The 22,443-nt window shown below is 52.1% G+C and carries 20 protein-coding genes, 1 tRNA gene and 2 pseudogenes; 14 read left to right on the plus strand and 9 right to left on the minus strand.

Annotation, left to right across the window (positions count from 1 at the left end):
- Nucleotides 1-92: IS3 family transposase (locus F4V72_RS24690; protein ID WP_328287492.1), on the plus strand; the 92-nt coding region annotated here is incomplete at its 5' end.
- 35 nt (nt 93-127) lie between these two features.
- Here F4V72_RS24690 and F4V72_RS19545 read toward each other — a convergent pair.
- Together F4V72_RS19545 and F4V72_RS19550 are read right to left on the minus strand one after the other, a co-directional pair.
- Nucleotides 128-975 (minus strand): annotated as a pseudogene (locus F4V72_RS19545) (tyrosine-type recombinase/integrase); the annotation flags it as partial.
- A 189-nt stretch (nt 976-1,164) separates the two neighbouring features.
- A tRNA-Leu gene (locus F4V72_RS19550) sits at nt 1,165-1,249 on the minus strand.
- A 222-nt stretch (nt 1,250-1,471) separates the two neighbouring features.
- Between F4V72_RS19550 and ahr the strand changes: the two genes are divergently transcribed.
- A complete protein-coding gene (gene ahr / locus F4V72_RS19555; RefSeq protein ID WP_150342497.1) occupies nt 1,472-2,491 on the plus strand; it encodes an NADPH-dependent aldehyde reductase Ahr in 1,020 nt (339 codons plus the stop codon).
- 27 nt (nt 2,492-2,518) lie between these two features.
- Here the strand turns inward: ahr and idnK are convergent, their stop codons facing one another.
- Nucleotides 2,519-3,049 carry a gluconokinase gene (idnK, locus tag F4V72_RS19560; protein ID WP_023248600.1) on the minus strand — a complete coding sequence of 177 codons (531 nt, stop codon included), beginning with the start codon at nt 3,047-3,049 and terminating at the stop codon, nt 2,519-2,521.
- A gap of 216 nt (nt 3,050-3,265) precedes the next feature.
- Between idnK and idnD the strand changes: the two genes are divergently transcribed.
- From idnD to F4V72_RS19585, 5 genes are all read left to right on the plus strand, one after another.
- Nucleotides 3,266-4,297, plus strand: a complete 1,032-nt coding sequence (gene idnD, locus F4V72_RS19565; RefSeq protein ID WP_053529594.1) for an L-idonate 5-dehydrogenase — start codon at nt 3,266-3,268, stop codon at nt 4,295-4,297.
- A 24-nt stretch (nt 4,298-4,321) separates the two neighbouring features.
- Nucleotides 4,322-5,086, plus strand: a complete 765-nt coding sequence (idnO, locus tag F4V72_RS19570) for a gluconate 5-dehydrogenase (RefSeq protein WP_000998688.1) — start codon at nt 4,322-4,324, stop codon at nt 5,084-5,086.
- A gap of 61 nt (nt 5,087-5,147) precedes the next feature.
- Nucleotides 5,148-6,467 carry a gnt-II system L-idonate transporter gene (gene idnT, locus F4V72_RS19575; protein ID WP_053507703.1) on the plus strand — a complete coding sequence of 440 codons (1,320 nt, stop codon included), beginning with the start codon at nt 5,148-5,150 and terminating at the stop codon, nt 6,465-6,467.
- A gap of 63 nt (nt 6,468-6,530) precedes the next feature.
- A complete protein-coding gene (idnR, locus tag F4V72_RS19580) occupies nt 6,531-7,529 on the plus strand; it encodes a DNA-binding transcriptional regulator IdnR (RefSeq protein ID WP_136058530.1) in 999 nt (332 codons plus the stop codon).
- Between the two features lie 77 nt (nt 7,530-7,606).
- The gene (locus F4V72_RS19585; protein WP_136058531.1) at nt 7,607-9,109 is read left to right on the plus strand and encodes a helicase HerA-like C-terminal domain-containing protein; all 1,503 of its coding nucleotides are present in this window, start codon (nt 7,607-7,609) and stop codon (nt 9,107-9,109) included.
- A 99-nt stretch (nt 9,110-9,208) separates the two neighbouring features.
- On the opposite strand, the gene lptG is transcribed toward F4V72_RS19585, so the two are convergent.
- The 3 genes from lptG to F4V72_RS24525 form a co-directional block, all read right to left on the minus strand.
- On the minus strand, nt 9,209-10,291 hold the full coding sequence (lptG, locus tag F4V72_RS19590) for an LPS export ABC transporter permease LptG (protein WP_001182242.1): 1,083 nt from the start codon (nt 10,289-10,291) through the stop codon (nt 9,209-9,211).
- Nucleotides 10,269-11,393: an LPS export ABC transporter permease LptF gene (gene lptF, locus F4V72_RS19595; RefSeq protein ID WP_136058532.1), complete on the minus strand. Its 1,125-nt coding sequence runs from the start codon at nt 11,391-11,393 to the stop codon at nt 10,269-10,271. The genes lptG and lptF overlap by 23 nt, the downstream gene beginning before the upstream one ends.
- Nucleotides 11,394-11,456: 63 nt before the next feature.
- A complete protein-coding gene (locus tag F4V72_RS24525) occupies nt 11,457-11,507 on the minus strand; it encodes a hypothetical protein (RefSeq protein WP_212724070.1) in 51 nt (16 codons plus the stop codon).
- Nucleotides 11,508-11,786: 279 nt separating this feature from the next.
- Here F4V72_RS24525 and pepA point away from each other — a divergent pair, with 279 nt between their 5' ends.
- From pepA to F4V72_RS19615, 4 genes are all read left to right on the plus strand, one after another.
- Nucleotides 11,787-13,298, plus strand: a complete 1,512-nt coding sequence (pepA, locus tag F4V72_RS19600; protein WP_023248605.1) for a leucyl aminopeptidase — start codon at nt 11,787-11,789, stop codon at nt 13,296-13,298.
- A gap of 98 nt (nt 13,299-13,396) precedes the next feature.
- Nucleotides 13,397-13,840: a DNA polymerase III subunit chi gene (gene holC / locus F4V72_RS19605; protein WP_170245769.1), complete on the plus strand. Its 444-nt coding sequence runs from the start codon at nt 13,397-13,399 to the stop codon at nt 13,838-13,840.
- Nucleotides 13,840-16,695: a valine--tRNA ligase gene (locus F4V72_RS19610; protein WP_053529596.1), complete on the plus strand. Its 2,856-nt coding sequence runs from the start codon at nt 13,840-13,842 to the stop codon at nt 16,693-16,695. The genes holC and F4V72_RS19610 overlap by 1 nt, the downstream gene beginning before the upstream one ends.
- 169 nt (nt 16,696-16,864) lie before the next feature.
- Nucleotides 16,865-17,368 carry a GNAT family N-acetyltransferase gene (locus F4V72_RS19615; protein WP_023248608.1) on the plus strand — a complete coding sequence of 168 codons (504 nt, stop codon included), beginning with the start codon at nt 16,865-16,867 and terminating at the stop codon, nt 17,366-17,368.
- A gap of 235 nt (nt 17,369-17,603) precedes the next feature.
- On the opposite strand, the pseudogene miaE reads toward F4V72_RS19615, so the two are convergent.
- Both miaE and rraB read right to left on the minus strand, forming a co-directional pair.
- Nucleotides 17,604-18,417: pseudogene (gene miaE / locus F4V72_RS19620) on the minus strand (tRNA isopentenyl-2-thiomethyl-A-37 hydroxylase MiaE).
- A gap of 11 nt (nt 18,418-18,428) precedes the next feature.
- Nucleotides 18,429-18,845 carry a ribonuclease E inhibitor RraB gene (rraB, locus tag F4V72_RS19625; protein WP_000002940.1) on the minus strand — a complete coding sequence of 139 codons (417 nt, stop codon included), beginning with the start codon at nt 18,843-18,845 and terminating at the stop codon, nt 18,429-18,431.
- Nucleotides 18,846-18,945: 100 nt separating this feature from the next.
- Between rraB and argL the strand changes: the two genes are divergently transcribed.
- Together argL and argF are read left to right on the plus strand one after the other, a co-directional pair.
- Nucleotides 18,946-19,041, plus strand: a complete 96-nt coding sequence (gene argL, locus F4V72_RS24870) for a putative translational regulatory protein ArgL (protein WP_394341729.1) — start codon at nt 18,946-18,948, stop codon at nt 19,039-19,041.
- A complete protein-coding gene (gene argF, locus F4V72_RS19630) occupies nt 19,011-20,015 on the plus strand; it encodes an ornithine carbamoyltransferase (RefSeq protein WP_136058533.1) in 1,005 nt (334 codons plus the stop codon). The genes argL and argF overlap by 31 nt, the downstream gene beginning before the upstream one ends.
- Before the next feature lie 73 nt (nt 20,016-20,088).
- Here the strand turns inward: argF and F4V72_RS19635 are convergent, their stop codons facing one another.
- A complete protein-coding gene (locus F4V72_RS19635; RefSeq protein WP_023248611.1) occupies nt 20,089-20,541 on the minus strand; it encodes a YhcH/YjgK/YiaL family protein in 453 nt (150 codons plus the stop codon).
- Between the two features lie 674 nt (nt 20,542-21,215).
- Between F4V72_RS19635 and arcA the strand changes: the two genes are divergently transcribed.
- Nucleotides 21,216-22,436 carry an arginine deiminase gene (gene arcA / locus F4V72_RS19640; protein ID WP_023248612.1) on the plus strand — a complete coding sequence of 407 codons (1,221 nt, stop codon included), beginning with the start codon at nt 21,216-21,218 and terminating at the stop codon, nt 22,434-22,436.
- Nucleotides 22,437-22,443: the final 7 nt, after the last annotated feature.

The following is a 22,443-nucleotide window of genomic DNA, read 5'->3' on the forward strand; positions in this document are numbered from 1 at the left end:
TCGATTACATTGAAGTGTTCTACAACCGTACCCGACGCCACAGCCACCTCGGTGGCGTCAGCCCAGAGGCCTTCGAAAAGGCCTCACCGTGAGGACAGAAACTGTCTACCGGAGCGTGGTCACTCCACATAGGCTTTCTAAAATCATGATCACCAATGAACACAAGTTCACATTCACCGCTGATTTCTCTGATAGCTTTGAGGAGTTCTAAAGCCTGACGACTTAACGGCACGAGGTGTGGGGTCTTCATTTTTGAGCCTCGATGAGAATGTTTGACCCCTGGCAATGGCTCACGTTCCCCAGGGATAGTCCACATGGCATTGTCGAAATCTATCTCTGACCAACGAGCAAACCTGAGTTCACTTGAACGAATGAAAATGAGCAATGTGAGTTTCACGGCTAACTTCGTGAGTTTTCTACCCTTGAAACTATTAATTCGTTCTGGACAGCATATCTCATTACTGCCGTTGTTCTTTGCTGTAATCGGGAAGCAACTTCCAATCGCCCGGAAGCTTCAACAGCCTTGATAGGGGCAAGAAGATCTCTGGTATTAAGTTCGGATATTTTTCTTTTACCAATGGCAGTAAAGAGACCATCTTCCATGCTTTTTAGAACTCTCTCGCTGTGGGAATCTGATCATTTTCTTTTACAAGCCTTATGCCAGTCCCTGGCAACAGATTCAAAAGTAAGAGCTTCGCTCTGCTCGATCTTGTCGGTTTTTTTCTTCTCAGAAGGGTCGATACCATCAGATACCAACTTTTTGGCTTCATCTCGCTTCCTGCGGGCCTCACCAAGAGAGACCATTGGATAAACACCCAATGCTAAAACTTTCTGTTTGCCGTCGAAACGGTACTGTAATCGCCAGTACTTCGAGCCGTTAGGATTGATCAGCAGGTGCATACCCTGCCCATCTGTGAGTTTGAAGGGTTTGTCGGAGGGCTTGGTAGTCCTAACTTTGATATCGGTGAGAGCCATCAGTTGATACCTCCAGTGTTGGTACCAAAATCAATCGAACCGGGAATACCATCAGTTATACCATCATCAGTTGGTATATGTTCAAGGAATTGAGTAGACATGTACAGACTAAGAAAAGCCAGAAACCTGCTTAACTTACTGTTTTTATGGACTAAAGTAGACGTTAGTAGACTTGAAAAAAGCTTTTTATGGTGCCGAAGGCCGGACTCGAACCGGCACGTATTTCTACGGTTGATTTTGAATCAACTGCGTCTACCGATTTCGCCACTTCGGCACTGAAGAGGTATGCGGAAAACGTTGTGGATTATACCTGTCATACGCCGCCATGCAAGCACGAGCATACACCTGTCTCGCTAAGTGCTGAAAATTTCAGCATCGTTGGGTATTAAATAGAATAATCAGGCTACTTCCCATCTTCTCCAGCAGATTAACGCCGGGCGGCCCTCGCCTCCATACTCTACACTTTTCAGTTCAACACCACATTAAGGGAAACACAATGACGATAATAAAAAGCTATGCCGCAAAAGAGGCGGGCGGCGAGCTCGAACTCTATGAATATGACGCCGGAGAACTCCAACCGGAAGATGTCGAGGTACGTGTCGACTATTGCGGGATCTGCCATTCCGATCTGTCGATGATCGACAATGAATGGGGGTTCTCTCAATACCCTCTGGTTGCCGGACATGAGGTCATCGGTCAGGTGGCCGCACTCGGCAGCGCGGCACAGGACAAGGGGCTAAAAGTCGGCCAGCGCGTTGGAATCGGCTGGACGGCACACAGCTGCGGACACTGCGATGCCTGTATCAGCGGTAATCAAATTAACTGCCTGGAAGGCGCAGTGCCCACTATCCTCAATCGTGGCGGTTTTGCCGAGAAGCTTCGCGCAGGCTGGCAGTGGGTAATTCCTCTTCCGGAGAATATGGATATGGCGTCCGCAGGCCCGCTGTTATGTGGCGGCATTACGGTCTTTAAACCGCTATTGATGCACCATATTACTGCTACCAGCCGCGTTGGCGTCATCGGTATTGGCGGGCTTGGGCATATCGCAATCAAGCTGCTGCACGCGATGGGCTGCGAAGTCACCGCGTTCAGCTCAAATCCATCGAAAGAACAGGAAGTGCTGGCGATGGGGGCCAATAACGTGGTGAACAGCCGCGATCCGGAAGCATTAAAAGCACTGGCGGGCCAGTTCGATCTCATCATTAACACGGTCAACGTCGATCTCGACTGGCAGCCCTACTTCGAAGCGCTGACTTATGGCGGCAACTTCCATACCGTTGGGGCCGTATTGAAGCCGCTGCCCGTACCGGCGTTTACATTGATTGCCGGCGATCGCAGTATCTCAGGTTCGGCAACCGGAACACCATATGAACTTCGCAAGCTGATGAAATTCGCCGGACGCAGCAAAGTCGCGCCCACCACGGAACTGTTCGCGATGTCACAAATCAACGAGGCTATCCAGCACGTTCGCGATGGCAAAGCCCGCTATCGGGTAGTGCTAAAAGCTGACTTCTGACCGCCTGGCTCAGCGCTTTGACAATCATCAGGAAGCGCTGACTGCCTGACGAAAAGCCTGTACAGCCTGTCGGCACTGCTCCGTCACGTGCTCGATGTCATGATTAACATCGATACGCGCAATATCATGTTCATCGACACACGGCCGCTCCAGCGCGTCAAACTGACTTTGCAGCAGGTCTGGCGGCATAAAATGCCCGGCACGACGCTGCATTCGCTGCAGAATGGTGGCGTAATCGCCGTCCAGCCACAGGAAATGTACGTTAGGGCTACTCTTACGTAAAATATCGCGGTACTGTTTTTTTAATGACGAGCAGACAATAAATCCTGTCTCATTTTTTTTATAAAGACTGTATGAAGCGTCATTTAATCGTTCCAGCCAGGGTAAGCGGTCTTCATCAGTTAACGGTATTCCCTGAGACATTTTGTCAATGTTTTTCGCCGGATGGAGATCATCGCCGTCAATAAATTTCGCAGAAAATAATGTTGCAATTTTGCTGCCTATTAAAGACTTACCACTACCCGAAACGCCCATTAAAATATAGCTTTCCCCGGCCATTTAGATACCTCTGAGTCATATTCCACAACATGATATTACGCCTCTACGTTCGACAATTTCACATTTTTTAATTTGCATAGAAAAGAACTCTAAGGCACATCACGTTATGCGTAACATTGTAGTGTAACAATTTTCCAGCGTGATATGAGTCACAAATAGTGACAAATAAAACCGCTTAAATGCGTTCAGGGTAACTACCTGACCAGTGAGGAATTTATGGAAGTAAAAACTCAATCCTGCGTTGTTGCGGGTAAGCGTGCTGTTGCCGTTACGGAACAAAATATTGAATGGAATAATAAAGGAACACTCGTACAAATTACCCGTGGTGGAATTTGTGGGTCTGACTTACATTATTATCAGGAAGGAAAAGTCGGCAATTTTACAGTAAAAGCGCCAATGATTTTAGGTCATGAAGTGATTGGCAAAATCGTTTATAGCGACTCAGATTTATTACGTGAAGGGCAACCGGTAGCGATTAATCCATCGAAGCCTTGCGGTCATTGCAAATACTGTCTGCAACACGAAGAAAACCACTGTACTGAAATGCGCTTCTTTGGCAGCGCCATGTATTTTCCGCATGTTGATGGCGGTTTTACCCGATTTAAAGCTGTCGATACCGCTCAGTGTATTCCCTGGCCGGAACAGGCGGACGAAAAAGCCATGGCCTTTGCCGAACCGCTGGCAGTTGCCATTCATGCGGCTCATGAGGCGGGCGATTTGCAGGGCAAACGCGTCTTTATCTCCGGCGTTGGCCCTATCGGCTGCCTGATTGTTAGCGCAGTAAAAACGCTGGGCGCGGCGGAAGTGGTATGTGCCGATATCAGCGCCCGCTCTCTCTCGCTGGCCCGGCTGATGGGCGCGGATACGCTGGTGAATCCACAGCATGATTCTCTCGATGGCTGGAAAGCAGAAAAAGGGTATTTCGATATCAGTTTTGAAGTCTCCGGGCATCCTTCCTCAATCTCAACGTGTCTGGAAGTCACACGGGCAAAAGGCGTGATGGTGCAGGTTGGCATGGGAGGCGCAGTACCCAACTTCCCGATGATGATGTTAATAAGCAAAGAGATCTCCCTGAAAGGCTCTTTCCGCTTTACTAGCGAATTTAATACTGCGGTTTCCTGGCTTGCCAACCGCGTTATCGATCCGCTGCCGTTACTGAGCGCGGAATATCCATTTACCGACCTGGAACCGGCGCTGATCTTTGCCGGAGACAAAACACAGGCGGCAAAAGTTCAGCTCGTTTTCTGAGAAAGTAAAATAAGGGACACTATCATGAACGATCTTTTTTCACTGGCAGGTAAAAATATCCTTATCACCGGAGCCGCTCAGGGAATTGGTTATTTGCTGGCGACCGGTCTTGGTCGCTATGGCGCGCGCATTATTGTTAACGATATTACCCCAGAACGCGCCGAAACAGCCGTGACGAAACTTCAGCAGGAAGGGATAAAAGCTATCGCCGCCCCCTTTAATGTCACCCATAAACAGGATATTGAAGCTGCGGTTGAACATATCGAAAAAGATATTGGCGTCATTGACGTCCTGATAAATAACGCCGGTATCCAGCGCCGTCATCCGTTTACCGAGTTTCCCGAGCAGGAGTGGAATGACGTCATCGCCGTAAATCAGACCGCGGTTTTTCTCGTCTCTCAGGCCGTTACTCGCCGTATGGTGGCGCGGCAGGCAGGCAAAGTGATCAACATCTGTTCGATGCAAAGCGAGCTGGGCCGCGACACTATTACGCCATACGCCGCATCGAAGGGGGCCGTGAAGATGCTGACCCGCGGCATGTGCGTGGAGCTGGCGCGTCATAATATCCAGGTCAACGGTATTGCGCCGGGATACTTCAAAACGGAGATGACCAAAGCGCTGGTTGAAGATGAAGCCTTCACCTCCTGGCTATGCAAACGTACGCCTGCCGCACGCTGGGGCGATCCCCAGGAGCTTATTGGCGCAGCGGTGTTTCTCTCCTCTAAAGCCTCCGACTTTGTTAACGGACATCTGCTGTTTGTCGATGGCGGTATGCTGGTTGCCGTCTGACCAGGGAAATACGACGCAGCGCGTAAGCGCTGCTATTTTGGCGCTGATAAGAGAGACGAATATGCCATTAATAATTATTGCGGCAGGCGTTGCGCTGCTGTTGGTCTTAATGATTGGCTTTAAAGTTAACGGCTTTATCGCCCTTGTTCTGGTTGCCGCCGTTGTGGGATTTGCCGAAGGGATGGGCGCACAAGATGTCCTGCACTCCATACAAAACGGAATTGGCAGTACTCTGGGCGGACTAGCCATGATCCTCGGTTTCGGCGCGATGCTGGGAAGATTAATTTCCGATACTGGCGCCGCGCAGCGCATTGCGACGACGCTCATTAATACGTTCGGCAAAAAACGCGTGCAATGGGCGCTGGTGATAACCGGGCTTATCGTCGGCCTGGCAATGTTTTTTGAAGTCGGATTCGTACTGCTGTTGCCGCTCGTTTTTACGATTGTGGCCTCATCGGGACTGCCATTGCTGTATGTCGGGGTTCCAATGGTCGCCGCCTTATCCGTTACGCACTGCTTCCTGCCGCCGCATCCCGGCCCTACCGCCATTGCGACAATTTTTGAGGCAAATCTCGGTACGACCCTGCTGTATGGGTTAATCATTACCATACCGACCGTGATTGTTGCCGGCCCGCTGTTTTCAAAATTGCTGGCGCGCTTTGAGAAAGCGCCGCCTGAAGGATTATTTAATCCTCATCTATTCAGTGAAGAAGAGATGCCGTCATTCTGGAACAGTATTTTTGCCGCCGTGATCCCGGTCATTCTGATGGCCATCGCAGCGGTATGTGAAATCACGCTGCCAAAAACGAATGCCGTTCGGGTTTTCTTCGAATTTATCGGTAATCCGGCAGTGGCGTTGTTTATTGCCATTATCATCGCCATTTTTACGCTGGGCCGACGCAATGGGCGTACGGTTGAGCAGGTGATGGATATCGTCGGCGAGTCCATTGGCGCTATCGCGATGATTGTTTTTATCATCGCAGGCGGCGGTGCGTTTAAACAAGTGCTGGTGGATAGCGGCGTGGGCCAATATATCTCGCAATTAATGACCGGCACATCGCTATCTCCTTTATTAATGTGCTGGACGGTAGCCGCCGTGCTTCGTATTGCGTTAGGTTCCGCAACCGTGGCCGCGATAACCACAGCGGGCGTCGTATTGCCGATTATTAACGTAACCCACGCCGATCCGGCGTTAATGGTACTGGCGACAGGCGCGGGAAGCGTTATTGCATCACATGTTAACGATCCCGGTTTTTGGCTGTTTAAAGGGTATTTTAATCTTAGCGTCGGGGAAACCCTACGCACCTGGACCGTCATGGAAACATTGATCTCTGTCATGGGGCTGCTGGGCGTACTGGCGCTGAATGCGGTTCTGCATTAATTCATCATCCGCAGTCCAATTAACCATGGGGGCGACTTTCCCGCCCCCGGTACTGGAGAAACCATGAGGAATCACAGAATTTCTTTGCAGGATATCGCTACGCTTGCAGGCGTGACAAAAATGACGGTGAGCCGTTACATCCGCTCGCCGAAAAAAGTCGCCAGGGAAACCGGCGAGCGTATTGCGCAGATCATGGAGGAAATTAACTACATACCCAATCGCGCGCCAGCTATGTTGTTAAACGCGCAAAGTTACACTCTCGGCGTGCTGATCCCCTCTTTCCAGAACCAGTTGTTTGCCGACATTCTTGCCGGGATTGAATCCGTGACGTCGGGTCATAACTACCAAACTCTTATTGCGAATTACAATTACGATCGCGATTCGGAAGAAGAGTCCGTTATCAATTTACTGTCTTACAATATCGACGGCATTATTCTTTCAGAAAAATATCATACGCTCAGAACCGTCAAATTCCTGCGCTCAGCTACCCTTCCGATTGTAGAACTCATGGATATCCAGGGCGATCGGTTAGATATGGAAGTGGGGTTTGATAACCGTCAGGCCGCCTTTGATATGGTCAGCACCATGCTGGATAAACGCCAGCGGCGGAAAATCCTCTATCTGGGTTCAAAAGACGATATCCGTGATGAGCAGCGTTATCATGGCTACTGCGATGCGATGACGCACCGGGGGCTGGCGCCGTTGCGCATCAATCCCCGCGCTATCTCCTCTATCCATCTGGGGATACAGCTAATGCGTGATGCGCTTACTGCACACCCGGACGTAGATGGCGTCTTTTGTACTAACGACGATATCGCAATGGGCGCTCTACTGTGGTGCCGCGAGCGTCAACTGGCCGTACCGGAGCAGATCTCCATCGCCGGATTCCACGGTCTGGAGATGGGCAGGCAAATGATACCGAGCTTCGCCAGTGTAATTACCCCTCGTTTTGAGATCGGGCGCAGGGCTGCGCAGATGTTGCTTAACAAAATTAAAAATAACGATCTCAACCATAATACGATTGATTTGGGTTATCAGATTTATCACGGCAACACATTATAAATTTTTTGCCCTACCGCGCTCATTCTCTTTCCCGCAGATTGCCTATACTCCAGGCAGAAAACGTGGAGAACATCTCAATGAGCGCACCTCTGTTAATTGCCCGCACGCCGGAAACGGAACTGTTTTTACTGCCGGAGATGGCTAATCGTCATGGGCTAATCACCGGCGCTACCGGCACCGGAAAAACCGTCACGCTCCAGAAAGTGGCAGAATCACTGTCAGGCATCGGCGTACCGGTGTTTATGGCAGATGTAAAAGGCGACTTAACCGGCGTGGCGCAAGAAGGGCTGGCGTCGGAGAAACTGCTCGCGCGGCTGAAAAATATCGGCGTGTCTGACTGGCAGCCACACGCCAGCCCGGTCACGTCATGGGATATCTTTGGCGAGAAAGGGCATCCGCTGCGAGCGACGGTCTCCGATCTCGGGCCGTTGCTGCTTGCCCGATTGTTAAACCTGAACGAGGTACAATCCGGCGTACTGAATATCATTTTCCGCATCGCCGATGACCAGGGGTTATTACTGCTGGATTTCAAAGATCTACGGGCAATTACCCAGTATATCGGCGATAACGCCAAATCTTTCCAGAATCAGTATGGCAATATTAGCAGCGCTTCGGTCGGGGCAATCCAGCGCGGATTGCTTACGCTGGAGCAACAGGGCGCAGCGCACTTCTTCGGCGAGCCGATGCTGGATATCTACGACTGGATGCGCACCGATGCCAGCGGCAAAGGGATCATTAATATCCTCAGCGCGGAAAAACTCTACCAGATGCCGAAACTGTACGCCGCCAGCCTGCTGTGGATGCTCTCCGAACTTTACGAACAGTTACCGGAAGCCGGCGACCTGGAGAAACCGAAGCTGGTGTTTTTCTTCGACGAGGCACACCTGCTATTCAATGATGCTCCGCAGGTGCTGCTGGATAAAATCGAACAAGTTATCCGTCTGATCCGCTCGAAAGGCGTCGGCGTCTGGTTCGTCTCCCAAAACCCATCGGACATTCCAGACAACGTGCTCGGCCAGTTGGGCAATCGCGTCCAGCACGCTTTACGCGCCTTCACGCCGAAGGATCAGAAGGCGGTGAAAACCGCGGCGCAGACCATGCGCGCCAATCCGGCGTTTGATACGGAAAAAGCGATTCAGGAACTGGGCACCGGCGAGGCGCTGATCTCATTTTTAGATGCCAAAGGCAGCCCGTCGGTGGTAGAACGGGCGATGGTTATCGCTCCCTGTTCACGTATGGGGCCAGTGACGGATGATGAGCGCAACGGGCTTATCAATCACTCTGCGCTGTACGGCAAGTATGAAGACGACGTTGACCGTGAGTCGGCATATGAAATGTTGCAAAAAGGCATTCAGGCCACTACCGAAAAACAGAATACCCCTCCGACAAAAGGTACGACACCCGCTGTAGACGGCAGTGTTCCTGGTGGGCTAAAGGAGATCCTGTTTGGCAGTACCGGACCGCGCGGCGGCAAGCGCGATGGCGTGATACAAAGTGTAGCCAAAAGCGCGGCGCGTCAGGTTACTCATCAAATCATTCGAGGAATGTTAGGCAGTCTGCTGGGTGGCAGAAGACGCTAACGGCAATGTGCCGGATGGCGGCGTAAACGCCTTATCCGGCCTACAAAGCTGTACTATGTAGGCCGGATAAGCGCAGCGCCCCCGGTACTATGCCGGATGCTATGACTTACGCAGCATTAGCCAGAGGCTAATCAGGAAGAACGAGGCGCTCGGCAACAGAGCGCCGACAATCGGCGGAATGCCATATACCAGCGTCAGCGGGCCAAAAATCTGGTCGAGGACGTAGAATACGAAGCCGAAGCTAATCCCCGTCACCACACGCACGCCCATCGGTACGCTGCGTAGCGGCCCGAAAATAAATGACAGCGCCATCAGCATCATCACCGCCACGGAGAGCGGCTGGAAGATTTTACTCCACATATTGAGCTGATAACGCCCGGCGTCCTGTCCGCTCGACTTCAGATATTTAACATAGTTATGCAGACCGCTGATGGAAAGCGCATCCGGGTCCAGCGCCACCACGCCTAACTTATCCGGCGTCAAGTTCGTTTTCCAGGTGCCGCTCACCGTCTGCGAACCGGTGATCTGTTTCGGGTTTTGCAGATCGGACTCATCCACCTGCGACAAACGCCAGACCTTATGCTCCGGGTCAAATTTTGCCGAAGCGGCGTAACGCACCGACTGCAAACGACGCTGATCGTTGAAAGCGTAAATACTAATGCCGGCCAGCTCCTCGTCGCCCTTCACCCGTTCAATGTAGACAAAGTTATTCCCATCTTTCGCCCACAGACCTTGCTGGGTGGAAAGCAGCGAACCGCCATACATCGCCTGCGCACGGTAGTTACGCGCCATCTGCTCGCCCTGCGGGGCGACCCATTCGCCGATCGCCATGGTTAACAACACCAGGGGGATAGCCGTTTTCATCACCGACAGCGCCACCTGCATACGGGTGAAACCCGATGCCTGCATCACCACCAGTTCGCTACGCTGCGCCAGCATCCCCAGTCCCAGCAGCGCGCCAAGCAGCGCCGCCATAGGAAAGAAGATCTGGATATCCTTAGGTACGCTGAGCAAGGTGTACATACCCGCGCCCAGCGCGTCGTAGTTACCCTGCCCCGCTTTTTTCAGCTGATCGACAAACTTGATGATCCCGGAGAGCGACACCAGCATGAACAACGTCATCATGATGGTAGTAAAAATGGTTTTACCGATATAGCGGTCAAGTACACCAAATGGCTGCATTATACCGCCCCCCTTTACGCAGAAAGCGGGCACGCAGGCGGCGGACCGGCACCGTATCCCACAGGTTCAAACCAATCGCCAACGCCAGATAGATTAGGTTGACCACCCACATCCAGATAACCGGGTCCAGTTTACCTTTACCGCCATTCGATTTAATGGACGTCTGGATCAGGAAGAACAACAGATAAAGCAGCATGGCCGGCAGCATAGACAAGACCCGCCCCTGACGTGGATTCACCACGCTGAGCGGCACGACCATCAGCGCCATCATAAATACGGTAAAGACTAACGTGATACGCCAGTGCAGTTCGGCGCGAGCGCGATCGTTGTCGGTATTCCACAGCGTGCGCATGTCCATCTGGTCGGTATCGTTCGGGTCCAGCGCCACAGCCTGATGGCCAATAATCGCCTGATAGTTCTGAAAGTCGGTGATGCGAAAATCGCGTAGCAACGCCGTCCCTTCAAAGCGCGTCCCTTTGTTTAAGGTGACAACCTGGGAACCATCCCGCAACTGAGTCAAATGTCCGGAGTCGGCCACCACCACAGAAGGACGAGCATTGCCCTTAGGCCGAATTTGCGCAAGGAAAACATCGTGGAAGTCGCTGCCATCAACGCTTTCAATAAACAGCACCGAACTGCCGTTGGTCGCCTGCTGGAATTGTCCCTGCGCCAGCGCCGCCATACCGGGGTTCGCTTTCGCCTCCGCCAGCACTTCATCCTGGTGTTTCGACGACCAGGGGCCAGCCCACATTACGTTAACCGCCGCAAGGATACCGGTAAATAACGCCAGTACCATGGCGGCCTTTACCAGGACGGCTTTGCTCAAGCCGCAGGCGTGCATGACCGTAATTTCACTTTCGGTATACAGTTTGCCCAGCGTCATCAGAAGCCCCAGGAACAGGCTTAATGGCAGGATGAGCTGCGCCATTTCCGGTACGCCCAGCCCCAGAAGCGAGAGCACCAGATTTGCGGGAATATCGCCATCAACCGCCGCGCCGAGAATCCTCACTAACTTTTGACAAAAGAAGATCAAAAGCAAGATGAAGAGTATCGCCAGCTGGCTTTTGAGCGTCTCCCGCACCAGATATCTTATGATTATCACTTTAAATACGCCCGTAAAAACCCGTTTTTTTGCTGGAATTTAGCTTGTTTCATGGCTTAAACGTCATTTATTCTCTTGAGTCGTCGAAATCATCGCTAAGATCATTATACTCAGCGGATTCACCTCTCAGAACTTGTTCTGACGTGCCAATGCCGTAATAACGTTAAGATTAACACGAAGTCACCGCAACAGCGGACATGAGTTACGAAAGCTTTCAATTTCTATACTCTATGGATTTCGAGTTGCAGGCAGGCGGCAAGACTGTGAAGCCCCGGAGCTTACATCAGGTAAGTGACAGGGGTGAGCAGGCGCAGCCAACGCATCTGCAACTTGAAAGACGACGAGTATAGCTGTAGCCACCACTGTTGTCTTTAAGATTCAGGAGCATAGTGCATGGAGTTCAGTGTAAAAAGCGGTAGCCCGGAGAAACAGCGGAGTGCCTGCATTGTCGTGGGCGTCTTTGAACCGCGTCGCCTTTCTCCGATTGCAGAACAGCTCGACAAAATTAGCGACGGATACATCAGCGCATTGCTGCGTCGCGGCGAACTGGAAGGAAAACCGGGGCAGACTCTGTTGCTGCACCATGTTCCTAACGTTCTTTCCGAGCGAATCCTCCTCATTGGTTGCGGCAAAGAGCGCGAGCTTGATGAACGTCAGTATAAGCAGGTTATTCAGAAAACGATAAATACTCTGAATGATACCGGCTCGATGGAAGCCGTCTGCTTCCTGACCGAACTGCACGTTAAAGGCCGCAACAACTACTGGAAAGTGCGTCAGGCCGTCGAAACGGCCAAAGAGACGCTTTATAGCTTTGATCAACTCAAGACCAATAAAAGCGAGCCGCGCCGCCCGCTACGTAAAATGGTCTTTAATGTGCCAACCCGCCGTGAGCTCACCAGCGGCGAACGCGCCATCCAGCACGGTCTGGCCATCGCCGCCGGGATTAAGGCCGCGAAAGATCTCGGCAACATGCCGCCCAATATCTGTAACGCTGCCTACCTGGCGTCACAGGCGCGCCAGTTGGCCGACAGCTACAGCCAAAATGTCATTACTCGCGTGATCGGCGAACAGCAGATGCGCGAACTGGGAATGAACGCTTATCTGGCGGTCGGCCACGGTTCGCAGAACGAATCGCTGATGTCGGTTATTGAGTACAAGGGCAATCCATCCGAAGACGCGCGCCCGATCGTGCTGGTGGGTAAGGGCCTGACCTTCGACTCCGGCGGCATCTCTATCAAGCCATCTGAAGGGATGGACGAGATGAAGTACGACATGTGCGGCGCGGCGGCGGTGTACGGCGTGATGCGTATGGTCGCCGAACTTCAGCTACCGATCAACGTTATCGGCGTACTGGCGGGCTGTGAAAACATGCCTGGCGGACGCGCGTATCGTCCGGGCGACGTACTGACCACCATGTCCGGTCAGACGGTTGAAGTGCTGAATACCGATGCCGAAGGCCGTCTGGTTTTGTGCGATGTGCTGACCTACGTTGAACGCTTCGAGCCGGAAGCCGTTATTGACGTCGCGACGCTAACCGGTGCCTGCGTGATTGCGCTGGGCCATCACATTACCGGTCTGATGTCGAACCATAACCCGCTGGCGCATGAACTGATCGGCGCGTCCGAGCAGGCGGGCGACCGCGCGTGGCGTCTGCCACTGGGCGATGAGTACCAGGAACAACTGGAGTCCAACTTTGCGGATATGGCGAACATTGGCGGGCGTCCTGGCGGTGCCATCACCGCGGGCTGCTTCCTGTCTCGCTTTACCCGTAAATACAACTGGGCGCACCTGGATATCGCCGGCACCGCCTGGCGCTCCGGCAAAGCGAAAGGCGCGACCGGTCGTCCGGTAGCGCTGCTGTCGCAGTTCCTGCTCAATCGCGCAGGTTTTAACGGCGAAGAGTAAGGTTGAAATTACCCCGCAGGCCGGATAAGCGCAGCGCTATCCAGCCTACGGGGCGCATCATGGCAATGCATTTAAATCCACCACAAGAAGCCCCATATATGAAAAATGCGACGTTCTATCTTCTGGACAATGACACCGCCGCCGACGGTTTAAGCGCCGTTGAACAACTGGTGTGTGAAATTGCCGCAGAACGTTGGCGCGCCGGCAAGCGCGTGCTGATCGCCTGCGAAGACGAAAAGCAGGCCATTCGGCTGGATGAAGCTCTGTGGGCGAGACCGGCGGAAAGCTTTGTCCCGCACAATCTGGCAGGCGAAGGGCCACGCGGCGGCGCGCCAGTCGAAATCGCCTGGCCGCAAAAACGCAACAGCAGCCCGCGCGATATTTTAATCAGCCTGCGTACAAGCTTTGCAGATTTTGCCACCGCTTTCACAGAAGTGGTAGACTTCGTCCCTTACGAAGAAACTTTGAAACAACTGGCTCGCGAACGCTACAAAGCCTACCGCGTGGCTGGTTTTAACCTGAATACGGCAACCTGGAAATAATGGAAAAGACATATAATCCCCAAGATATCGAACAGCCGCTTTACGAGCACTGGGAAAAGCAGGGCTATTTCAAACCGAATGGCGATGAAAGCCAGGAGAGTTTCTGCATCATGATCCCGCCGCCGAACGTCACCGGCAGTTTGCATATGGGACATGCTTTCCAGCAAACCATCATGGATACGATGATCCGTTACCAGCGTATGCAGGGCAAAAACACCCTGTGGCAGGTCGGCACCGACCACGCCGGGATCGCGACCCAGATGGTGGTTGAACGCAAGATTGCCGCTGAAGAAGGTAAAACCCGTCACGATTACGGCCGCGATGCGTTTATCGACAAAATCTGGCAGTGGAAAGCGGAATCTGGCGGCACCATTACCCGCCAGATGCGCCGTCTCGGCAACTCAGTTGACTGGGAACGCGAGCGCTTCACCATGGACGAAGGCCTTTCCAATGCCGTGAAAGAAGTCTTTGTCCGCCTGTATAAAGAAGATCTGATCTACCGCGGCAAACGCCTGGTGAACTGGGACCCGAAACTGCGCACCGCCATCTCTGACCTTGAAGTGGAAAACCGCGAGTCGAAAGGCTCAATGTGGCACATCCGCTATCCACTGGCCGACGGTGCGAAAACCGCCGACGGTAAAGATTATCTGGTGGTCGCCACGACGCGTCCGGAAACCCTGCTGGGCGATACCGGCGTGGCAGTAAACCCGGAAGATCCGCGTTATAAAGACCTGATTGGCAAATTTGTGGTCCTGCCGCTGGTGAATCGCCGCATTCCGATTGTCGGCGATGAACACGCCGACATGGAAAAAGGCACCGGCTGCGTGAAGATCACCCCGGCGCACGACTTTAACGACTATGAAGTCGGTCGTCGTCACGCCCTGCCGATGATCAACATCCTGACCTTTGACGGCGACATTCGCGAAAGCGCGGAAGTGTTCGATACCAAAGGTGAAGAGTCCGATGTTTATTCCAGCGAGATTCCGGCTGAGTTCCAGAAACTGGAACGCTTTGCCGCGCGTAAAGCGATCGTCGCTGCCGTTGATGCGCTGGGTTTGCTGGAAGAGATCAAACCACACGACCTGACCGTCCCTTATGGCGACCGCGGCGGCGTGGTCATTGAACCAATGCTGACCGACCAGTGGTACGTCCGTGCCGACGTGCTGGCTAAACCGGCGGTTGAAGCGGTTGAGAACGGCGACATTCAGTTCGTGCCGAAGCAGTACGAAAATATGTACTTCTCCTGGATGCGTGATATTCAGGACTGGTGTATCTCCCGTCAGCTATGGTGGGGCCACCGTATCCCGGCATGGTACGACGACGCGGGTAACGTCTACGTGGGCCGCAATGAAGATGAAGTACGCCAGGAAAATAACCTCGGCGCAGACGTTCAGCTCCGCCAGGACGATGACGTTCTCGACACCTGGTTCTCCTCCGCTCTGTGGACCTTCTCAACGCTGGGCTGGCCGGAAAACACCGACGCCCTGCGTCAGTTCCACCCGACCAGCGTGATGGTCTCCGGCTTCGACATCATCTTCTTCTGGATTGCCCGCATGATCATGATGACCATGCACTTCATCAAAGATGAAAACGGCAAACCGCAGGTACCGTTCCATACCGTCTACATGACCGGTCTGATTCGTGATGACGAAGGCCAGAAGATGTCCAAGTCCAAGGGCAACGTGATTGACCCGCTGGATATGGTGGACGGCATCTCCCTGCCGGAGCTGCTGGAAAAACGCACCGGCAATATGATGCAGCCGCAGATGGCGGAGAAAATCCGCAAGCGTACCGAAAAACAGTTCCCGAACGGCATCGAGCCGCATGGCACCGACGCCCTGCGCTTCACCCTGGCGGCGCTGGCCTCGACCGGTCGCGATATCAACTGGGATATGAAACGCCTGGAAGGTTACCGCAACTTCTGTAACAAGCTGTGGAACGCCAGCCGTTTCGTACTGATGAATACTGAAGGAAATGATTGCGGCTTCAACGGCGGCGAGATGACTCTGTCGCTGGCGGACCGCTGGATTCTGGCGGAATTCAACCAGACCATCAAGGCCTATCGCGACGCGCTGGACAGCTTCCGCTTCGATATCGCGGCGGGGATTCTGTATGAATTTACCTGGAACCAGTTCTGCGACTGGTATCTGGAACTGACCAAGCCGGTGATGAACGGCGGAACGGAAGCGGAACTGCGCGGCACGCGCCATACGCTGGTGACGGTACTGGAAGGTCTGCTGCGCCTGGCACACCCGATCATTCCGTTTATCACCGAAACCATCTGGCAGCGCGTGAAAGTGATTTGCGGTATCACTGCTGACACCATCATGCTACAGCCGTTCCCGCAGTACAATGCGTCTCAGGTGGATGAAGTGGCGCTCGCCGATACCGAATGGCTGAAGCAGGCAATCATCGCCGTACGTAATATCCGCGCGGAAATGAACATCGCGCCGGGCAAGCCGCTGGAACTGTTGCTGCGCGGCTGTAGTGAAGAAGCCGTTCGTCGCGTCAATGACAACCGCAACTTCCTGCAAACTTTGGCGCGTCTGGAAAGCATCACCGTGCTGCCAGGCGATGATAAAGGTCCGGTTTCTGTGACCAAGATTATCGACGGCGCCGAACTGCTGATCCCGATGGCGGGCCTCATCAATAAAGACGATGAGCTGGCGCGTCTGGCGAAAGAAGTGGCGAAAATCGAAGGTGAGATTGCCCGTATTGAAGGCAAACTTTCCAACGAAGGTTTCGTCGCCCGCGCGCCGGAAGCGGTAATCGCTAAAGAGCGTGAAAAGCTGGAAGGTTACGCCGAAGCGAAAGCGAAGCTGATTGAGCAGCAGGCGGTCATCGCCGCGCTGTAAAGCTGTTTGCCGGATGGCGCTACGCTTATCCGGCCTACTGGCATCGCAGACGATAAAAGCCTCTGACGCATCTGCTCAGAGGCTTTTTATTGAATTATCATCGCTTGCGCTTCCCCTTACCGCAGTGGTATTAACTGCATATGTCTCACTTTTATGTCATGAGTTCGCTATGAGTGCCATTACCTCCGTCGCGGCGACGCTGCGTCGAATTTCTGCCGATGATAACGCCGCAATTGCCCGCGTCATCCGTCAGGTTTCTGCGGAATACGGACTTACCGCCGATAAAGGTTATACCGTCGCCGACCCTAATCTGGATGAACTGCATCAGGTTTATAGTCAACCGGGCGCAGCCTATTGGGTGATAGAGCAAAACGGTAGCATAGTGGGTGGTGGTGGCGTGGCGCCATTATCCTGTAGCGAACCGGATATTTGTGAACTGCAAAAAATGTACTTTTTGCCGGTAATTCGTGGTCAGGGACTGGCGAAAAAGCTGGCGCTGATGGCGCTGGATCATGCTCGTGAACAGGGTTTTAAACGCTGCTATCTGGAAACGACGGCTTTTTTACGCGAGGCGATTGCGCTGTACGAACGTTTAGGGTTTGAACATATTAGCGAACCGCTCGGCTGCACCGGACATGTCGATTGCGAAGTGCGGATGTTAAAAGTACTGTAATTTCGCATCAGCAATGCATACATGGAATCTTACTACCTGCAATCCAAATATTGGACGGATTGCAGGTTATTTCTTTATCCGTTCCTTCAGACTTCATCACGTTAAGGCTGAATAACGGCAGATACTTTATTTAACGATAAATATAAAAAATAGCTATCATGTCTGCCTGGCGCAAAATGATGACTACTTCCACTTTCATCAATTTAAGATATTGTTCTCCTGGTCCGTGCGCCGTTTACCCGGCGACAGGCACGCCGCTATGAAAACGAAACTCGCGGTCTGGCGACAAGATAAGGTCGGCTTCCACGTCGCCAAAATAGCGCACGCGCGCAGAAATGTCCTCGTCGGAAATCTGCTGCGCCAGCGCCAGGTAATCCTGATAATGGCGCGCTTCGGATCGCAGGAGCGAGAGATAAAATGTCTGCAAATCATCATCCAGCCAGGGCGCCAGAGCGGCAAAACGTTCGCAGGAGCGGGCTTCGATATACGCCCCGCAAATCAGCTTATCAATTAAGGTGAGTGGTTCGTGCGTGCGTACCGTTTTCAACATTCCTTTCGCGTAGCGGCTGGCGGTGATTTTCACATAAGGAATGTTTCTGGCCTGCATGACCTCGCGTACCTGCCAAAAATGGTGCAACTCCTCTTTAATCAATAACACCATACGGTCGACAAGCTGACGTCCCCAGGGGTCATCAGTTTTCGGCATGACACTTTTGCTAATCTGTCGATGCAAGGCAACAAAATCCGGCTCCGATCCCTGACGAAACGCGAACGCCTCGTAAGGTTGCAACCAGGCGAGCAGCGCGTCGGTGCCCGATTTATCGGCGACATATTTACGCACTAACAGCAACGCGGTTTGCGCGGCCTTTAGTTCGCAGATCAAGTGATCGGTAAGCAGAAGAGGAAGATTTTGCGGATCGCGGGCCTGAACAATCCACGCCTGTGGCGTCGGGCAATGCAGGAAATTAAGCACCGGAGAGAGTATTTGCGGGTAATTCATACGTAACCTGTTGAAAAAAATACGACAGCAAATGCTGCCGTACCGTCATACTATTCAGCTTTAGTGACGCACGCCGTCGTCATCTTCATCGACATAATCGTCGTCATCCCCCTCTTCGCCGTTAGGGTCTTCGAAATAGGTTCCCCAACCGTCGTATTCAACATCATATTTTTCCGCCAGGTTCATCAGTTGCTCAACCTGAGCGTCGATGAGTTCGGCGTTCAACGCGCATTCGCTGAGGATATCGCAGCAAATGACCGTGTCACCCTCTTCCACTTCCAACTCTTCCGGCTCCGTCACTTCATAACCGAGTTTAAAGGCTTCTACCGCTGCTTTTTCCAACGTTTCGAAATCGTCGGCGGAAAGGTGATGCTCGATAGTGTACAGCGCGTCCGGATCGCTGCCGTCCTCGAGTAACTCTTCAATAATTAAACGCGTTTCTTCACGCTGTTCTTCCAGTAATTCCGGGTTTGCCATAGCTCATTCCTCGTAGATGTCCTGCCGATACTCTTATTGTCACACACCGCCGACGTTGCCTCCACCTTATCGAGAAAAGTTTTATCAAACAGGGTTGCAAATGAATAATCATCCATATAAAGTGAATTTTAATTCAACAAGAGGCCCAGGCCATGTGAGGGAAGTATGTCTACGTTTTACCAAAAACCTTTTTTAAAGTTACTTGATTTCACCGCCAGCGAACTCACTGCTCTGTTGCAGCTTGCCGCCAAACTGAAAGCCGATAAGAAAAACGGTAAAGAAGAACAAAAGTTGGTGGGTAAAAATATTGCGCTCATCTTCGAAAAAGACTCGACCCGTACACGATGCTCTTTCGAAGTTGCCGCATACGATCAGGGCGCGCGCGTAACATACCTGGGTTCCAGCGGTAGCCAGATCGGCCATAAAGAATCCATCAAAGATACCGCCCGCGTCCTGGGCCGGATGTTTGACGGTATCCAGTATCGAGGATATGGTCAGGAGATCGTCGAAACGCTGGCTGAATATTCCGGTGTGCCGGTATGGAACGGTTTAACCGATGAGTTTCACCCAACGCAATTATTGGCGGATCTGCTCACCATGCAGGAACATCTGCCGGGTAAAGCCTTTAACGAGATGACGTTGGTTTATGCCGGAGATGCGCGCAATAACATGGGCAACTCCATGCTGGAAGCCACTGCGTTAACAGGGTTGGATCTCCGTCTGGTCGCGCCAAAAGCCTGTTGGCCGCAAGCCGCGTTAGTGGCGGAATGCAGTGCCATGGCGAAAAAGAACGGCGGCGCCATCACCCTGACTGAAGATATCGCCTCGGGCGTAAAAGGCGCGGATTTTATCTATACCGATGTTTGGGTCTCTATGGGCGAACCCAAAGAGAAATGGGCGGAGCGTATTGCCCTGCTGCGTGACTATCAGGTCAACAGCCAGATGATGGCGTTAACCGGCAATCCGCAGGTTAAGTTCCTGCATTGTCTGCCTGCGTTCCACGATGACGAAACCACGCTCGGCAAAAAAATGGCCGAAGAGTATGGTTTACATGGCGGGATGGAAGTGACCGACGAGGTTTTTGAGTCTGCGGCCAGCATTGTCTTTGATGAGGCGGAAAACCGAATGCATACCATCAAAGCGGTGATGGTAGCGACGCTGTCTAAATAAGGACGTTATGATGCCGGATGGCGGTTGTCCCACAAAATCGCAACGTGCAGGCGCCGCCATCCGGCACAAAAAATTACGCCATCAGCATTTTCACAACCGCTTTACGTACCTGTGCTGGCTCTCCCACCGCGCACAGTGGCTTATGCACTTCGCCGGGATAAAACACCACGAAGTCGCCTTCGTTCAGGACGACGGTTTTCTCCCCGACGCTCGCCGGTAAAAATGCGATGTCTTTATCCGCCAGCCAGTCCGTGTGCGGCGTTCCCGCAGGCCGGGTACTGAATGCCATCCCTTCCTGACCTTGTAGCACAATCTGAATATCAAGATAACGGGCGTGATACTCTGCGCTACGCGATTCACCTGGCTCCGTCATATTTTCAGAAATCATATAAAACAGCCTGTCGCCGTCAATCTCATACTTACCTGACGCGGTCGTTGCCGCGACATGCGCTTTGATATGCTCAATCGCCTGACGTAGCGCCGTCGGCAGCCAGGCCTCCAGATATTCAATATTGCCAACAATCATCGCACCCCCTTAGTTAAAACAGTGTTTTAGTTTTCTATTTATACGAGAAAAATGGCTGCCATACTACCCTTACTCTCATCGATTTTGCGCCAGCGCATGTTTATCGCCAGTGGTGTTTATATTTTGTTAATAGTACGCCAGTCTTTATGCAGCCTCTATGCATAAACCCCAGCGACGCCAAATTGCCACTACCAGCAACCATTTGATATTAAAGGTGTTAACATAAAAACGTTTTAGCGATCACAATTCGCGCTCCCTGCATAAACTACTTCCATATCCATAGTTATTTTTAAATTATCTAAGTATCCCCGATAATAAAATCACCCTCACGCATAGTTATGCAATCGTTGTAAATAATTAGTTTATTTTCAATAAGTTATGATTTAAATACCATTCAACATAATAAACAAATAATTAACAATGAAAAATAACAAACCGTATAGCTGCGTAGTAATTCATTTAATACTTTATTGTTTTTTGAATTTCTCTGAGCCGGTTCATATATTAAACAAGAAAAATAGCACTCCTTAATTGATGTGAATCCCATCACATTAACGCCCCTAATAAAATTCAATGATTGCTCCCGAAATTAACTGAAACGCCGCGACTGCAAGCACACTAAATATTTGCAGCCACTCCTTCTTTATTCTTGAAATTATGTAAAAGGTATAACGATGGAAAAGCATTTTGTCGGTTCTGAAATCGGTCAATTACGCAGCGTAATGTTGCATCGTCCCAATCTAAGCCTAAAAAGACTTACCCCTTCAAATTGTCAGGAATTGCTTTTTGACGATGTATTATCCGTAGAGCGCGCTGGCGAAGAGCATGACATTTTTGCCAACACGCTGCGCCAGCAAGGGATAGAAGTGTTGCTGTTAACCGACCTGCTCACCCAAACGCTGGATGTGGCTGACGCCAAAACCTGGCTGCTGGATACGCAAATTTCCGATTATCGCCTTGGGCCCACCTTTGCCGCAGATATTCGCGCCTGGCTGGCAGATATGCCGCACCGTGAACTGGCTCGCCATTTAAGCGGCGGTTTAACTTACGGCGAAATCCCCGCCTCCATAAAAAATATGGTGGTCGATACTCACGATATTAATGACTTTATTATGAAGCCATTACCGAATCACCTATTTACCCGTGACACGTCCTGCTGGATATATAACGGCGTCTCAATTAACCCCATGGCAAAGCCTGCACGTCAACGTGAAACAAATAATTTACGTGCTATTTATCGCTGGCATCCACAATTCGCGGACGGTGATTTCATTAAATATTTCGGCGACGAAAACATTAATTACGACCACGCCACTTTAGAGGGCGGCGATGTGCTGGTGATTGGCCGCGGCGCGGTTCTGATCGGTATGTCTGAACGAACTACGCCGCAGGGCATTGAGTTCCTGGCGCAGGCATTGTTTAAACATCGTCAGGCGGAACGCGTCATTGCCGTTGAGCTGCCAAAACATCGCTCCTGCATGCACCTTGACACCGTCATGACCCACATTGATATCGACACCTTCTCCGTCTATCCGGAAGTCGTTCGCCCGAACGTTCAGTGCTGGACGCTGACGCCAGACGGACACGGCGATCTGAAACGAACCCAGGAGAGCACGCTGGTTCACGCTCTTGAAAAAGCGCTTGGCATCGATCAGGTGCGCTTAATCACCACTGGCGGCGATGCATTTGAAGCTGAGCGCGAACAGTGGAATGACGCCAATAACGTACTCACCCTGCGTCCCGGCGTGGTCGTGGGCTATGAGCGCAACATCTGGACCAACGAAAAATACGACAAAGCCGGCATTACTGTCCTTCCCATTCCCGGCGATGAACTGGGCCGCGGGCGCGGGGGCGCACGCTGCATGAGCTGCCCACTGGAACGCGATGGTATTTAAAGGAGAC

The organism is Salmonella enterica subsp. diarizonae (assembly GCF_008692785.1).
Classification (GTDB): Bacteria; Pseudomonadota; Gammaproteobacteria; order Enterobacterales; family Enterobacteriaceae; genus Salmonella; species Salmonella diarizonae.